The following is a 14,441-nucleotide window of genomic DNA, read 5'->3' as shown; positions in this document are numbered from 1 at the left end:
CCAAAAGTATGCTTTTTTAAGTTTTAACCCGTCAATTGAAGGTATAGGAGAGACTCAGAAATAACTTTATATCTAAAAATAAGAAATAAAAATAAAAAAACCAGCTGAATTTAAATAAGCAAGTGTTGAATTATCAACACACATATCGCGTTAAAACCAACATATTTGGTTGGGATAATTGTAATAAGTATATATAAAACAATAACTTAAAATGTTGGCACGCTTGTTGTAATAACAGGGAGGTGTAATGATAAGAAATTAGGTAAACCTCATGACAGTTTTAAAAGATTTAAAGGCAAAACAATCGCGTGCTGCTCAAGTACGTTCTCAGCTTGATTATCCGGTGATTGATACGGATATCCATACCAATGCCTATAGTCCGGCTCTGGAGGATTATATTGCGCAGTATGGGGGTTCACGTGTGGTCGATGTATTTCGTAGCCATTTAAAAAGTAATGGTTTAAACGCATTAGCGGCAGAGTGGTACAACGCCAGCCCAGAAGAACGTAAAAACCGTCGTCTATTCCGTCCGCCATTTTGGGCACTCCCTTCAGAAAATACCTATGACTTGGCAACGGTTGCCTTACCGGGCTTATTGTATGAGCGTCTAGAAGAACTCGGTACGGACTATGCTGTGCTCTATCCGAATCTGTCTTTATTTCCAATTAATTCATCCAATGATGACCTGCGTCTGTCCTTAACCCGTGCGATTAACCATTTTCATGCCGACATCTATCAGCCTTATGCCGACCGATTGACGCCAGTGGCTGCGATTCCGCTCAATACGCCGCAAGAAGGGATTGAGGAACTCGAGTTTGCACAAAAATTGGGATTAAAAGCTGCACTGATTCCCGGTTCAGTACGTCGTCCAATTCAGGCTGTTGCAGAGAAATATCCTGAAGATACTGATCTGCGTCGTTATGCTTACTGGTTAGATTTCTTCGGCATCGACAGTGAATACGACTACGACCCGTTCTGGCAAAAGAGTGTGGATTTGGGGATTAACCTGTCGACGCACTCGGGCAGTCAAAGCTGGGTGGCACGTAATTCACCAAGCAATTATATGTTCAACCACATTAACCACTTTGCCGATGCCTCTGAAGCATTGGCCAAAGCCTTGTTTTTTGGCGGTGTCACTGAACGTATTCCACAGCTTCGTATTGCCTTGTTAGAAGCAGGCGCAGCATGGGGGCAAAACGTGTTAACTCATCTGGTTGACCGTTTTGAAAAACGCGGTAATGAACATGTGCAACAGTACAACCCGGAACGGCTAAACCGTGAATTGGCGCTAGAGCTCTATCGTCAATATGGACATACCCTGTACCAGGGTCGTGAACTGAATGAAGCCGAGATTATCGAGAGTTTATTTGGCGTGGCTTCAACTTCACGTTTCCAGACGCAAAATCCAGCTGAAATAAATGACTTTGCCTTGGCCAAAATACAAAACAAACAAGACATTTGGGATCGTTGGGTACCGAACTTCTACTTTGGCAATGAAGCAGATGACCGCACGATTGTCGGTGCATTGAATCCTAAAGGCAATCCATTTGGTCAGAAAATTAATGCGCTCTATTCATCAGATTCTGGCCATTGGGATGTACCTGAATTAACTGAGCCGTTGGCAGAAACTTGGGACTTGGTGCAAGAAGGCGCGATTACGGCAGAAGACTTCAAGGCCCTGGTGTTCACCAACCCATACCAATTCTATACCGCCAATAATCCTGATTTCTTCAAGGGCACGCAAGTTGAACACAAACTGAAAAACAATCAGGCCGCTTAAACCTAATTACTCGGAAAATTGAAACAACCTCATGCCTTTGGCATGGGGTAGGGGAAATTTTGTATTTAAAACAATAGATGAAGTGAATGTAACAATGAGAAAGACGAGTTTAACTGTTGCGATTGGATTTATTCTGACGACGACATCGAGTTTTAGTTTTGCCCAGGATGCCACTCTCAACAAGCAATTGGAGGGACTCAAAAAGCAGATTGAAGTTTTACAACAGCGTTTAAATGCAGTGGAAGTGCAAAGTTCGACATCCACAAAAAAAGCAGTTGTTCCACCCCCTGTGAATGCAGATAACAGCGAAGTGCTGACGGATCAAGACAGCGCAACTGGTGAAGAGACACTAACGGCTGAAGCGATCCCTGCAACATCCGACGATATTGAAGGTTTGCGTGCCGATATCGAAAACTATAAATATGACCAGTCTCGTCAGTACGAACGTCAAACCGTGAAGTCGACCCGCGATACAACTTTATTCGGTACGGTGCAACTGCGTGCCAATGTGCAGGACAATAACACTGCACCCAATACGCCTAAATCAAGCTTTGATGTGGGTACGGCATTGCTGGGCGTGCGCGGTAACTTGTTTAAAGATTATAACGAAGGCAAAAACCTCGATTACCAGGCCTCTTTCGGCTATTCAAAACGTAATGATGGCAGCAACAACAGTAACTTTAACTTGCTGGATGCTTACCTACGCTATCACGTATTTTCCACCAATGGCGGTGCAGAAGTTCCCAAGCTGAACCTGACTTTGGGTCAACAACTCTTGCCATTCGGCTTGGACGTGCAATCTCCGGAAGATTTACGCCCCACTATCAGCACTGCAACCGCACCCACGTATCTAGGTTTATTTACCCGTCAAAATGGCTTGATTGTGCGTGGCGATGTCAAGCCATTTGTGGACTATGGTGCGAACTATCGTGCTCCGCTGTTTGAATACGCGCTTGGGGTGACCAACGGTAATGGCAGTAATAAAACCGATGACAACAATAGCAAAGATTATATCGGTCGCGTGGCATTTACCTTACCTGTGGATTATGCCAGCTGGCTTCGCGAGCTGAAATTCGGTGCGTCCTATATTAAAGGCGAAGCAAAATTATCCGGCTCAGGCATTAGCGACAACAAAGCCAAACGTGATCGCCTGGGTTTTGACGTGTATTACAACCATGCACCCTTTGGCGTGACCTATGAATATCTGCAGGGCAAGACAAATTATATCGATACGACTGTACCAGCCATAAAAGAAGCCAAAGCAGAAGGCCATACCGTCACTGCATTTTATACCTTGGGTGACCAGTTCTATAACAGCATTAAATCCAATGCCAAGTTTGATGATTTCTGGCCGAAATCAGTTCAGGGTTACTACCGTTATGACAGCTATAACCCGAATAAAAATCAGAAAGATTATCTCGATAGCGCAAGTGGCCGTATAGGTGAATATGACATTCATTCATTGGGCTTAAACCTGTTTTTTGCCCAAACCACCAAATTCCAGTTACAGCTCAATCACTACATTTATGACATTGAGACGGCCACCCAAAAAGACACCAACGAATTGCAGGCGCAATTCCAGTACACCTTTTAATTTTGATTGTTAAGGAACAGATTGAATGAAACTTTTTTCTAAAAAAATTGCGGCAACATTTCTAGCCCTCTCCGCATTCGGTTTAAGTTTACACATCCATGCCGCCAACCCGAAAGAAATCCGCATTTCTATGTCGGGTGCCGGTGAAGGCGGGAAGCCAAAAACAGGCGGGAGCTTTGTTGCTTCAGCGCATTTACGTGGTGTGTTGGAACAGGAATTTAAGAAAGATGGCATTGCGGTGAAATGGTTATTCTTTCCGGGTGCAGGACCTGCCACCAATGAAGCTTTAGCCAACGGTAAAGTCGATTTTGCTTTACATGGCGACTTGCCGTCATTGGTGGGGCGTTCAACCGGTTTAAAAACCAAGGTTTTGTTCTCAACAGGCCGCTTTGGCCCAACCTATGTGGTCGTGCCTGCAGGTTCAAATGCCAAGTCATTTGCAGACTTAAAGGGCAAGAAGTTTTCAATCTTTAAAGGGACAAATCAACAGATCGTTTTTAACCGTGTCCTGGCTAAATATGGCTTTACTGAACGTGACTTACGTGTCATTTCACAAGATGCTTACTCTGCTCGTACCGCACTGGCTACCGGGGATATTGATGCTGCGATTACTTCACCCTTTAGTCTGGTTTCACGTGGGGTCGCCAAGAAGCTTATTGAAATTAAAGATCCAAAAGTTGCCCCACTGGCGCATTTCTGGGTAACTGAAAGTTTTGAAAAACAATATCCAGAAGTGACGCAGCGTGTCGTTACCACGCTGATCAAACAGGCAAAGTGGAGCTCGGAAGAAGCCAACCGTGTCACCCAGTATAAACTGTGGTCACAAAGCGGTATTCCACTGGTCGATTACCAAAAAACCTGGGATGGCTGGAACCTGAAAGACCGTACTTCGCCATTACTGGACGAGTTTCATCATGCACAAATTGACAGCGCATTAAAAATTGCCAAAGACGCAAAACTTATCCGCCGCGATGTCGATACCAAAACCTGGTATGAGCCGAAGTATTTAAACAATGCCTTGAAAGAACTGAATTTACAGAACTATTGGCGTGCATTTAATGCCAATGGTCAGCCGAAATAATTCAGGAATGTGGTTATGAATCCGATTGAAAGCAATGTTGTCCTTAGCCCCCTGAGCGCAAAATTCATGGGCAGTTTTGTACTTTTGACCATTATTGCCGGTTTAGGCGTCGGTGTTGCCCGTATTTTGATCTCATTGTACGCCGTGCAGCTCGAAGCAACAGAGCTTCAGTTGGGACTGATTGCAGCAGCGCAAAGTGCAGGCATTTTGTTGATGGCGCTGCCGATTGGGGTCATGGTGCAGCGTCTCGGTTCACTGAAAGTTTTTAGTCTTGGCAGTGTGATGGGTGCAGCTTTGTATGCGCTCACCCCACTGCAGGAAAGTGCCTGGTATTTACTGGCATTGACAGCCTTGGTGAGCTTTGTCTTGCCGATGCGCTTTGTCTCGATTAATACCGTTTTCCTGAGCAATTTAAAGCGTCTTGGGCCAGCCAAAGCAGGCTGGTTCCGGGGTTCACACATGATGGGATTTTTCCTGATTGCCCCGGCTTTAACCGTCTTGCTGATTCAGCACTTTGGTTATAGCAGCAGTTTTTACTGTGTGGCCTTGATGTTTCTGGCCACACTATTTTTTGCCCCGTTTTGCTTTCAGCAAGTGCCTCAGACTGCCGCCAATACACCTCATTTTCAATGGCGAGATGTGGTTGCTCCACTGGCATTACTGAAAACCCATGCTGCCTTACGTATGGTCTGCGCTTTAGAGTTTTTAAGCAGTTTGGCCAATAACTTTTTTGGTTTTTTCATTGTCGTCATCGCCATTCAAAGCTTCTCTATGGCTGAATCGGCGGCAGTCATGTTGTTGACGACCCAAGGCCTGGTTTTTGTCGGTTCCTTATTTACCCTGGGCGGCTGGGCCGAACTGATTGGCTATCCGAAATTTTACTGGATCGGACTGAGCTTAATGGGCAGTGCCTTACTGATTTTGGCCATCACCCCGGTCACATTCTGGATGTGGCCGGCATCGCTGATGCTGGGTCTCGGTTTGGGCATGCTGCACATTGCCAACTTTATGGCATTTGCCAGAGTCGGCGAGCAAACCGCAATGGCAAAAATTTCGCCGATTGTAGCGCTGGTTGGCCCAGCCGGTGGCTTGTTTGGCGGCTTTTTAGGGGCTGTATTGGGTGCCAGTGTCGGCTTGCAAAACCTGTTTTTCCCGATTGGTCTGGCCTTTATCGGACTGATTTTATTGATCTCTCGTGATCAGGCATTTATCTCTTTTTTAAAGCCTGATGATTCACAACAACCAGCAGAAGGACAAGAATCATGAGCCTTACGAATGTAAGCACACATTCGGTACAGTGGCAAAGTTACCGTAGTGCATTTGAATTTTTTAAGAAATACCTGAAAGTAACCTTGCAATTGGCTTGTGGTCTGCTGCTACCGGTGTTGTTTTTGGCGGTGTGGTATGTGGCAACCGTGCAGCAGTGGTTGCCAGAGCAAATTTTGCCCGCGCCACAATTGGTGTGGACGACCACTGTTGAACTTTGGCAGTCTGGCGATTTGCAATTCCACTTTGCCACCAGTGCCAAACGTATTTTCTGGAGTGTGGCTTTAGGGGTGAGCGTAGGCTTAAGTTTGGGGATCTGGTTTGCCTTGTCACAGCGCGCGCAGCGTTTCATCTTGCCGAGTATCAACTTACTGACCCAGTTTCCGATTATTGGCTGGATTCCATTGCTGATGATTTTCTTGGGCATTGATGAAGCCTTGAAGATTGTTGCAATCTCACTAGCGGTCATTTCTCCAGTATTAATTGCAACATTTAAAGGCATTCAACAGGTGCCAAGCCGCTTATTAGAAGTGGCGCAGGTCTACCAATTTTCCAAACTTCAAACTTTTTCAAAAGTGATTCTTCCGTCAAGCCTGCCTGCCATTATTAGCGGTTTGCGCCAAGGCGTGATGCAAGCCTGGTTGGCGTTGGTCTTTGTGGAATTACTGGCAAGCAGTGAAGGCATCGGCTTCCTGATGGTATGGGGACGTCAATTGATGCAGATGGATATTATTTTCATGGGCATCATTTTAATTGGCATCACGGGCTTTGTTTTAGACAGCGTGTTGGCTGCCTTTGAACGCCTTGCTCGTTTTTACGCAACACGAGTAGGGGGCTAATCATGTCAGAACTCCGTCTTGAAAAATCAGCTATCCGTGTAAATTCGGGTGTGGAAAAAAGTATTAAAGTGCTGCAAGCCTTGATTTTACCCCTCGCCTTTATTGCACTCTGGGCTGTGGCGTCCGCTTTACAGTGGCTGGATGCCAAACTGATTCCATCACCCTTGACGGTATTTAACGGAGCAATCCAGAGCTTTAGCCAAGCCGAATTTTGGCAGGGTTTTGCCGCGAGCCTGAGCCGTAATTTTGTCGGCTATGCGATTGGCGCCAGTCTAGGTGTTGCCTTTGGCGTGGCTTTAGGGACTACACGCTGGATCAACTGGTTATTTGCACCTGGTTTTAACGTATTGCGTCAGGTCTCGCTGTTTGCCTGGTTACCGTTGATCTCGACCTTTTTAGGCTACGGCAATGGTGCAAAAATCCTGTTTATCAGCCTTTCTGTGTTCTATCCCGTGGCCCTGCATAGCCTGGAAGGCGTGAGCAGCATCAGCGAGAAATACAGCGAAGTCGCAAGAGTTTATCAATTTCCAAAGCTGTATACCTACCGCAAGCTGATTTTACCGGCCGCCAGTCCACAGATTTTTGTCGGTCTGCAACTCGGTTTGATTTTTGCCTGGCTGGCAACGGTAGGTTCCGAATTTTTACTGGCAAATTATGGCGTTGGACTGGGTAATCTGGTCATTCGTGGTCGTGAGCAGTTTAATGTGTCCTTGATTATTTTAGGCATGCTGAGCATTGGTTTTGTCGGGGTGATTTTAAACAGCATCCTTGTCCGCATAGAACGAAAAGTCCTGCGCTGGCAACAGCGCAGTTAGGAGAAATAACAATGAAAATACTCCCAAAATTTTGGCAAAAAGCGCTCTTGGCTGCCGTGATCGGTGCAAGTGTCGTTGCAGGCTGTAGCACACAACAGCTGGAAAAAAATCCTGCCGCAGCAGTGACGAATTTGCGTTACCAAAGTTATCCCGGTCTGGTGTCCTTGCCTGAACTGGCACAAGACTTGGGTTACCTGGGCAAAATTAAACTGGATTATGTCGGCACGGTACAGGGTGGTCCACAAGACCTGCTCACGCTGGTTGCAGGCGATGTCGATTTTGCCTCGGCCTTTAATGGTGTTGTGGTCAAAGTGATTGCTGCAGGTCTGGATGTCGTGCCAGTTGTTGCATCTTATGGCAGTGATGCGGAAATGAATGTGGGTTTCTATGTACTGGAAAATAGCCCGATTCGTAGCGCACGCGATTTTATTGGCAAAAAAGTCGCGGTAAATGCCTTTGGCGCACATTATGAATTTATCGTGAAAGATTATTTACTGCGTCATGGTTTAAGCGAAAAAGAAATCCGTGAGGTGGAGCTGATTGTCTTGCCGCCAATCAGTGCCGAGCAAGCCTTACGCAATGGGCAAATTGATATTGCCGTGTTCTCGGGCATTTTGGAAAAACGCGCATTAAAGAGCGGTGGGGTGCGTCCGGTGTTTAAAGATATTGAGCTTTATGGACCATTTACTGCCGGCAGTTATTCAATGCGCCGTGACTTTATTGAGCAAAATCCGGAGCTGGCCAAAACCTTTGTCAATGGTGTGGCACGTGCACAAGAGTGGCTACACAGCACACCAAAAGAACAAATTATTGCGCGTATGGAAAGCATTATTGATAAACGTCAGCGCAACGAAACCAAAGTCCTGATTCCGTTTTATACCGGAACCGGTGTACATGCAGTGGGTGGGGTGCAAAAAGACCAAGACTTCGCACCTTGGGTCAAGGCTTTGGTACAAGAGCAGAAATTAAAGCCGCATCAGCTCAATGTCAGCACGTTGTACAGCAATGAATTTAATCCTTATGCAGCACAAAAAAATTAAGATTAAAAAAGGAATATAACCATGACCAGTGCTTTAAATTTAGATCATGTGCGTAAGGTTTTTCCCGCACAAAATCATCCCAACAGTAAAAATTACAAACCTGAATTCGTGGCGGTTGAAGATGTCACTCTAGATATTCAGCAAGGTGAATTTGTTTCCATCGTGGGTCCTAGCGGCTGCGGTAAATCGACTTTACTTGACCTGATTGCCGGCCTGACCAAACCCTCTTCAGGGCAGATTTTACTCAGTGGCAAACAGATTACCCAACCGGGTCTGGATCGTGGCATTGTGTTTCAGCAATATGCGCTGTATCCCTGGCTGACCGCTTTAGAAAATATTGAATTTGGTCTGGAAGCTAAAGGTGTAGATAAAAAAACTCGCCGTGAGAAAGCGCAGTATTATCTGCAACTGGTGGGACTTTCTGGCTTTGAAAAGCATTATCCGAATGAACTTTCAGGCGGCATGAAACAGCGTGTCGCAATTGCACGCAGCCTCGCCTATGAACCTGAAATTTTATTGATGGATGAACCCTTTGCCGCACTGGATGCACAAACCCGTGAAACCCTGCAAGAAGAACTGATTAAAATCTGGCAAAGCTCGAAAAAAACCATTGTTTTCATTACCCACAGTATTGATGAAGCAATTTTCCTGAGCCAGCGCGTGGCAATTATGACTTCACACCCTGGACGCATTAAAGAAGTCATCGAGATTCCACCAAGTCTAAAAAGTAATGCCGAAGATATTCGCTCAACTGCGGAATATGGCCAATTACGTCATCAAATCTGGTCGCTTTTAAGCGAAGAAGTGATTAAGGCACAAGCACTCGAAAAAGATAAACAGCTTGCTCACGCATAAATAAAATTGAGGATTATTCATCATGTCATCGACTCAACAGGCGATTCCGCATAGCGAAGCCTTTAGCCCGTCCAAACCACGCCTGGAACTAAGCTGGCTGAACACCATTTTTAAACGCAGTATTGCCATCATATTATTTTTACTGCTTTGGGAAACCTTACCTCGAACAGGTGTGGTCAGTCCGGCATTTTTACCGCCATTATCTATCGTATTGGAAACGGCCTGGCAGCTTTATCAAAGTGGTCAATTGGGTACGCATTTCTTTGCCAGTATTCAGCGTTCAATCATTGGTTTTGCTCTGGCCTTAGCGATTGCCATTCCACTGGGTTTGGTGATCGGCTGGTACAAATTGGTTGCGGAAACCCTCAATCCATTACTGGAACTGTTTCGTAATACCACGGCGCTGGCTTTAATGCCGCTGTTCATTTTATTTTTAGGTATTGGCGAAGCCTCTAAAATCAGTTTGCTGGTCTATGCCTGCACCTGGCCAATTCTCTTAAATACCATTACCGGTGTACAAACGGTCGATCCGCTACTGATTAAATCTGCACGTACCATGGGTTTAAAACCCTATCAACTGTTCCGTAAAGTGATTTTACCCGCTTCTGTCCCGACCATATTTGTCGGTATCCGTCTGGCCGGTGCAATCTCGATCCTGGCTTTGGTGGCAGTAGAAATGTTTGGTGCCAAAGCCGGACTGGGTTATCTGATTATGTATTCACAGTTCAGTTTTGAAATTCCACAAATGTTCGTGGGAATTTTAGTGATTACCTTAGTCGGATTATCGTTTAATTATATTTTAATTGGCCTGGAAAAATATTTTACGGCCTGGAAACGTAATCCAGTCGAATAATAAAAAATAAAAAACATTAAAATAGACTTCTTTCATAATTATTCACACCCTCTTTTTATTTCTCCCATAGGGAGAAATAAAAAGGAATTTATAAAAGAAGACTAATAAAAAACCTCGATAAATAAATCGAGGTTTTTTATTATATGGTTAAAATTTAAATAGTAAAGTAAAAGCATAATAAAATAAATTGGTGGATATTTATAATAAGCCATATTTAATTAACCGGGTACGAATCACATTACGGGTCACGCCTAATAATTTGGCCGTATGTACCTGGTTATACTGACAGTATTGATAGGCACTGCGAATAAATTTTTCTTCAATCAGCTCATTGATATTGGTCTGTTTAAACTGTTCCGAAGACTGAAAAATACGCTGAAATGTCTGTTCCAAAAGTTGTCCTGCATCCTGAAGATCCTTAATTGTTCCATTCACTGAAGCAGTTGAAGCAAAGCTAAAAGATTCAGTTTTTTGGGCAATCGATTGAATACTGGAGAAAGTAATATCTTCCGGTTCAATTACGCCATTTTTACTGACTAAAACGGCATGGTGAATGGTATTTTCCAGCTCGCGGATATTGCCGGGCCAAGGGTGCAAAGTCAGCTTTTTGAGCGCCAGTTGACTGAGACGTAATGGGGTCGCATGCGGGTCGGTCTGGTAGACCTGAATAAAGTGTTTTGCCAGCGGCAGAATGTCATCACGACGCTCTGCAAGCTTTGGAATTCTGAGTAAAGCCACATGCAGGCGATAAAATAAATCTTCCCTGAAACGTCCGTCCTGTACGGCTTTTTCCAGATCGACATTAGTCGCGGCAATAATGCGAACATTGATTGGAATCGGCCTGAGCGAACCGACACGCACGATTTCGCGTTCCTGTAAAATTCGTAATAATTTGACTTGCATTGACAGCGATAAATCGCCAATTTCATCTAAAAATAAAGTGCCATTATGGGCTGCTTCAAACCAGCCCACACGGGTATGGATTGCACCGGTAAAAGCACCTTTTTCGTGTCCAAAAAGTTCACTTTCGACTAATGATTCGGTGAAAGCGCCACAGTTCACCGCCACAAACGGGCCTTTGGCGCGATGGCTGAGCTGATGAATCTGCCGGGCGACCAGTTCTTTGCCCGTGCCGGTGTCGCCAATAATCAACGCATTGGCTTCACTTGGTGCAATCTGTTCAATACGGGCAAGCAGCGCCTGTGATAAAGGATCTTCAAATACCGTCGCCGTTGCACGCTTATGCTTCAGGGCAGAGGGTACATTGGGGTGGGTTAAAATAGACATGAGATTCTTATACTTGTTGAAAATGTTAATCATCATGAAATATTTAAAATGGAATGATAAATAATATATCGGTATTTGATTATCGCTTTCAGATATAAATTAAAGCTGGGATTCTTTATCTGTTTAAAAGATAAAAAAAATAGGGATAACTAAAGGATAAATCAAGATAAAGCAAATCAATAATCTGTTTTATATTAGAGATCTCTAAATAACAAAAGGCAGAATTAAAATGGCAATTACTTCAGTAAATGTACGTAACCAGTTTAAAGGCATTATTCAAGAAGTATTAGAAGGTGACGTTGTTTCAGAAATAAATGTGGAAACCAAAGCTGGTCTGTTTACTTCAATTATCAGTACCCGTTCAGTCAAAGACCTGGACCTTAAAGTCGGTTCTGAAGTGGTGGTGTTGATCAAATCGACGGAAGTGTCCCTGGCGAAGCTTTAATTCGCCAGTGCCTCAAGCTTTACAGGAGAATTGAGAGATGACAAAGCAAGCAACAGGCCATGTATCTATTCAGCAACTCAGCAAAACCTATCCGACACAAAACAATGATGCTTTAACTGTGCTGGACGATATCAATTTAGACATTCAGCCAGGTGAGTTCATCAGTATTGTCGGCAGCAGTGGCTGCGGCAAGTCCACACTGTTACGCTTATTGGTAGGACTGGAAAATAGCTATCAAGGCCAGATCCAGGTGGATGGCAAAAAGATTTTTGGCACCAGTTTACAGCGCGGGATCGTGTTTCAGGACCACCGTCTTTTTCCCTGGTTAAGCGTGCGTGAAAATGTGCGTATTGCACTGCATCAGAGTAAGCTGACACGGGCTGAAGAAGACAAACTGATTGATGAACATCTGCAATTGGTCAATCTGACCAGTTTTGCCAATGCCTATCCATCCCAGCTTTCAGGCGGCATGAACCAGCGTGTGGCGATTGCCCGCAGTTTGGTCAATCGTCCGGAAATTTTATTTCTGGATGAGCCTTTTGGCGCACTGGATGCCTTAACCCGTCAGAACCTGCAAGACGAATTACAGCGGATTTGGCAGGCAGAAAAAATCACTATGGTGATTGTGACCCATGACGTTGAAGAAGCAGTATTTTTAGGGGATCGTGTGGTGGTGATGCAGCCGCATCCGGGTCGGATTAAACGTATTGTTGATATCCCGGTTGCCCATCCGCGTAAACGTGAAGATGTACGTTTGCACAATATTAAAAATGACATTTTGACGGATTTTAGCGATCCGTTAAAAGACCAGTTACACCGTAATAAACCGGCAGCGAAGTTTTCAGATTATCAATTTGCCTGGTAATGCTATGTCCTGTTTTATCCAAAAGCCTGCGTAAAGTAGGTTTTTTAATGTCTGCTTAAAACAGCCAGAGATAAAAAATCCCTCACGAATGAGGGATATTCAATTGCTTTTCAATCAAGATGCTTTGACTTGTTGACCTGCCAGCACATACTGGTTTTCTGGACGTTTCAAACCTAAATTTTCGCGTAAGGTTTTGCCTTCATATTCGGTCCGGAACAGGCCACGGCGTTGCAGTTCCGGCACAATAAATTCCACAAAGTCATTTAAGCCGGCTGGGGTAGTCGGCGGTAAAATGTTAAAGCCATCCGCTGCTTCATTTTCAAACCAGTTCTGTAGCTGATCGACCACCTGTTCCGGTGTACCCACCAGCGTCCAGTGCCCACGTGCCGAGGCAATATATTCATACAGCTGGCGAATACTGAAATTGTGCTTACGCGCAATATCAATCATCATCTGCTGGCGGCTGGAGAAATTAATATCGGCATCTTCAAGTTTAGGGAAGGGGGCATCCAGGTCATATTTCTCCAGGTTAATTCCACCGGATAAACCTGACAGTAAACTTAAGCCAACTTTGGGATGAATCAGGCTGTTTAATAACTGGTATTTTTCTTGTGCTTCCTGTTCAGTTTTCGCAACAAAAATGGATACGCCCGGCATGATTTTCAAGTCATCGGCATGACGGCCATATTTCAACAGACGGCTTTTTACATCGCGGTAAAATTCCTGTGCATCGCTCAGACTTTGCTGCGCGGTGAAAATCACTTCGGCATATTTACCTGCCAGTTCACGGCCATCTTCCGACTGACCTGCCTGTACAATCACCGGGTAACCTTGTGGTGGACGAGAGACATTTAAGGCGCCATCAACTTTAAAGTATTTTCCTTGATGTTTGGGTTCGTGGAATTTGCTGACATCAAAAAATTGGCCGCTTTCCTTATTGTAAAGGAATGCATCATCCTCCCAGGAATCCCAGAGTTTTTGTGTCACTTCAATGAATTCATCAGCACGTTCATAGCGTGTTTTCGGATCAGGATGCTTTTCCAGTCCGAAGTTACGCGCGGTATCAGCTGAAGCTGTGGTTACGACATTCCAGGCAGCCCGACCTTTGGAAATATGATCCAGCGAGGCATATTTACGCGCTAAAATGTAGGGATCTTCATAAGTGGTCGATGCGGTGGCAATAAAACCGATATTTTGGGTCACTGCTGAAAGGGCTGCAAATAAGGTCACCGGTTCAAAACCGACCGCCTTGTCGCCTAAACCCCGTTGGCCTTCTTTTGCATTACCCCAACTGACCGATAAACCATCGGCAAGGAAATAGGCGTCAAATAAGCCTTTTTCTGCTGTTCGTGCCAGTTCAATTGCATAATCAATATTTAAATGATCTTGCGGACGCGATTCAGGATGACGCCAGCCGGCAGCATGTTGCGATGTTGTGGGAATAAAGGCACCGAGTTTAATTTGACGCTTAGACATTGTTCTATCCTATGAAGTGTATTTTTCTCAATAGTGTCTATTTCAAGATGCATGCCATTTTAAAAATATAATTAAAACAATAATATAAAATACATAATATTTTTATGTGTTTAATGTTCAGCAGTAAAAAAGTTGCTTTGTTGCAAATGCAACAGTAGAAAAAATGCAGTACTTATATGAAATAAGGTCGATCTTCAAAAAAGAATACTTTGGGGCAAAGTAGTGATGAGAAAGATTAAAATGAG

The 14,441-nt window shown here is 44.5% G+C and carries 13 protein-coding genes; 11 read left to right on the top strand and 2 right to left on the bottom strand.

The genetic code is table 11. From position 1 onward, the window contains the following. Positions 1-271: 271 nt before the first annotated feature. The 9 genes from ABJ384_RS14040 (at position 272) to ABJ384_RS14000 (ending at position 10,123) form a co-directional block, all read left to right on the top strand. Positions 272-1,780 (top strand): amidohydrolase, encoded by a 1,509-nt coding sequence (locus tag ABJ384_RS14040; RefSeq protein WP_349928042.1) that lies wholly within the window; start codon positions 272-274, stop codon positions 1,778-1,780. Positions 1,781-1,874: 94 nt separating this feature from the next. After that, positions 1,875-3,374 (top strand): DUF3138 domain-containing protein, encoded by a 1,500-nt coding sequence (locus ABJ384_RS14035; protein ID WP_349928040.1) that lies wholly within the window; start codon positions 1,875-1,877, stop codon positions 3,372-3,374. Between the two features lie 25 nt (positions 3,375-3,399). Further along, positions 3,400-4,455, top strand: coding sequence for an ABC transporter substrate-binding protein (locus ABJ384_RS14030; protein WP_349928038.1), 1,056 nt, complete (start codon positions 3,400-3,402; stop codon positions 4,453-4,455). A 15-nt stretch (positions 4,456-4,470) separates the two neighbouring features. Next, positions 4,471-5,721, top strand: coding sequence for an MFS transporter (locus tag ABJ384_RS14025; RefSeq protein ID WP_349928036.1), 1,251 nt, complete (start codon positions 4,471-4,473; stop codon positions 5,719-5,721). After that, a complete protein-coding gene (locus tag ABJ384_RS14020; protein ID WP_349928033.1) occupies positions 5,718-6,560 on the top strand; it encodes an ABC transporter permease in 843 nt (280 codons plus the stop codon). The genes ABJ384_RS14025 and ABJ384_RS14020 overlap by 4 nt, the downstream gene beginning before the upstream one ends. A gap of 2 nt (positions 6,561-6,562) precedes the next feature. Continuing rightward, positions 6,563-7,375, top strand: coding sequence for an ABC transporter permease (locus ABJ384_RS14015; RefSeq protein ID WP_349928031.1), 813 nt, complete (start codon positions 6,563-6,565; stop codon positions 7,373-7,375). An 11-nt stretch (positions 7,376-7,386) separates the two neighbouring features. Beyond that, positions 7,387-8,415, top strand: coding sequence for an ABC transporter substrate-binding protein (locus ABJ384_RS14010; protein ID WP_349928029.1), 1,029 nt, complete (start codon positions 7,387-7,389; stop codon positions 8,413-8,415). Between the two features lie 21 nt (positions 8,416-8,436). Further along, a complete protein-coding gene (locus ABJ384_RS14005) occupies positions 8,437-9,270 on the top strand; it encodes an ABC transporter ATP-binding protein (RefSeq protein ID WP_300045459.1) in 834 nt (277 codons plus the stop codon). Between the two features lie 22 nt (positions 9,271-9,292). Further along, positions 9,293-10,123, top strand: coding sequence for an ABC transporter permease (locus ABJ384_RS14000; protein ID WP_300045456.1), 831 nt, complete (start codon positions 9,293-9,295; stop codon positions 10,121-10,123). A gap of 198 nt (positions 10,124-10,321) precedes the next feature. Here ABJ384_RS14000 and ABJ384_RS13995 read toward each other — a convergent pair whose 3' ends face one another. Further along, entirely contained in the window at positions 10,322-11,410 is a 1,089-nt protein-coding gene (locus ABJ384_RS13995) for a sigma-54 dependent transcriptional regulator (protein WP_300045453.1), read from the bottom strand. 229 nt (positions 11,411-11,639) lie between these two features. On the opposite strand from ABJ384_RS13995, the gene ABJ384_RS13990 reads away from it, so the two are divergent. After that, positions 11,640-11,855 (top strand): TOBE domain-containing protein, encoded by a 216-nt coding sequence (locus ABJ384_RS13990; RefSeq protein WP_086176493.1) that lies wholly within the window; start codon positions 11,640-11,642, stop codon positions 11,853-11,855. 37 nt (positions 11,856-11,892) lie between these two features. After that, a complete protein-coding gene (locus tag ABJ384_RS13985) occupies positions 11,893-12,720 on the top strand; it encodes an ABC transporter ATP-binding protein (RefSeq protein ID WP_349928025.1) in 828 nt (275 codons plus the stop codon). 114 nt (positions 12,721-12,834) lie between these two features. On the opposite strand, the gene ABJ384_RS13980 is transcribed toward ABJ384_RS13985, so the two are convergent. Then, the gene (locus tag ABJ384_RS13980) at positions 12,835-14,196 is read right to left on the bottom strand and encodes an LLM class flavin-dependent oxidoreductase (RefSeq protein ID WP_200223486.1); all 1,362 of its coding nucleotides are present in this window, start codon (positions 14,194-14,196) and stop codon (positions 12,835-12,837) included. Between the last annotated feature and the right edge of the window lie 245 nt (positions 14,197-14,441).

The sequence above is a fragment of the Acinetobacter sp. A1-4-2 genome, from assembly GCF_040233925.1.
In the GTDB taxonomy this organism is placed as follows: Bacteria; Pseudomonadota; Gammaproteobacteria; order Pseudomonadales; family Moraxellaceae; genus Acinetobacter.
Note: the sequence above shows the minus strand (reverse complement) of the source record. Positions and strands in the feature narration are given on the sequence as shown.

Excerpts from the sequence above, each read along its gene's own strand:
- ABJ384_RS14040 (WP_349928042.1), top strand. The coding sequence starts at position 272 with ATGACAGTTTTAAAAGATTTAAAGGCAAAACAATCGCGTGCTGCTCAA.
- ABJ384_RS14035 (WP_349928040.1), top strand. The coding sequence starts at position 1,875 with ATGAGAAAGACGAGTTTAACTGTTGCGATTGGATTTATTCTGACGACG.
- ABJ384_RS14030 (WP_349928038.1), top strand. The coding sequence starts at position 3,400 with ATGAAACTTTTTTCTAAAAAAATTGCGGCAACATTTCTAGCCCTCTCC.
- ABJ384_RS14025 (WP_349928036.1), top strand. The coding sequence starts at position 4,471 with ATGAATCCGATTGAAAGCAATGTTGTCCTTAGCCCCCTGAGCGCAAAA.
- ABJ384_RS14020 (WP_349928033.1), top strand. The coding sequence starts at position 5,718 with ATGAGCCTTACGAATGTAAGCACACATTCGGTACAGTGGCAAAGTTAC.
- ABJ384_RS14015 (WP_349928031.1), top strand. The coding sequence starts at position 6,563 with ATGTCAGAACTCCGTCTTGAAAAATCAGCTATCCGTGTAAATTCGGGT.
- ABJ384_RS14010 (WP_349928029.1), top strand. The coding sequence starts at position 7,387 with ATGAAAATACTCCCAAAATTTTGGCAAAAAGCGCTCTTGGCTGCCGTG.
- ABJ384_RS14005 (WP_300045459.1), top strand. The coding sequence starts at position 8,437 with ATGACCAGTGCTTTAAATTTAGATCATGTGCGTAAGGTTTTTCCCGCA.
- ABJ384_RS14000 (WP_300045456.1), top strand. The coding sequence starts at position 9,293 with ATGTCATCGACTCAACAGGCGATTCCGCATAGCGAAGCCTTTAGCCCG.
- ABJ384_RS13995 (WP_300045453.1), bottom strand. The coding sequence starts at position 11,410 with ATGTCTATTTTAACCCACCCCAATGTACCCTCTGCCCTGAAGCATAAG.
- ABJ384_RS13990 (WP_086176493.1), top strand. The coding sequence starts at position 11,640 with ATGGCAATTACTTCAGTAAATGTACGTAACCAGTTTAAAGGCATTATT.
- ABJ384_RS13985 (WP_349928025.1), top strand. The coding sequence starts at position 11,893 with ATGACAAAGCAAGCAACAGGCCATGTATCTATTCAGCAACTCAGCAAA.
- ABJ384_RS13980 (WP_200223486.1), bottom strand. The coding sequence starts at position 14,196 with ATGTCTAAGCGTCAAATTAAACTCGGTGCCTTTATTCCCACAACATCG.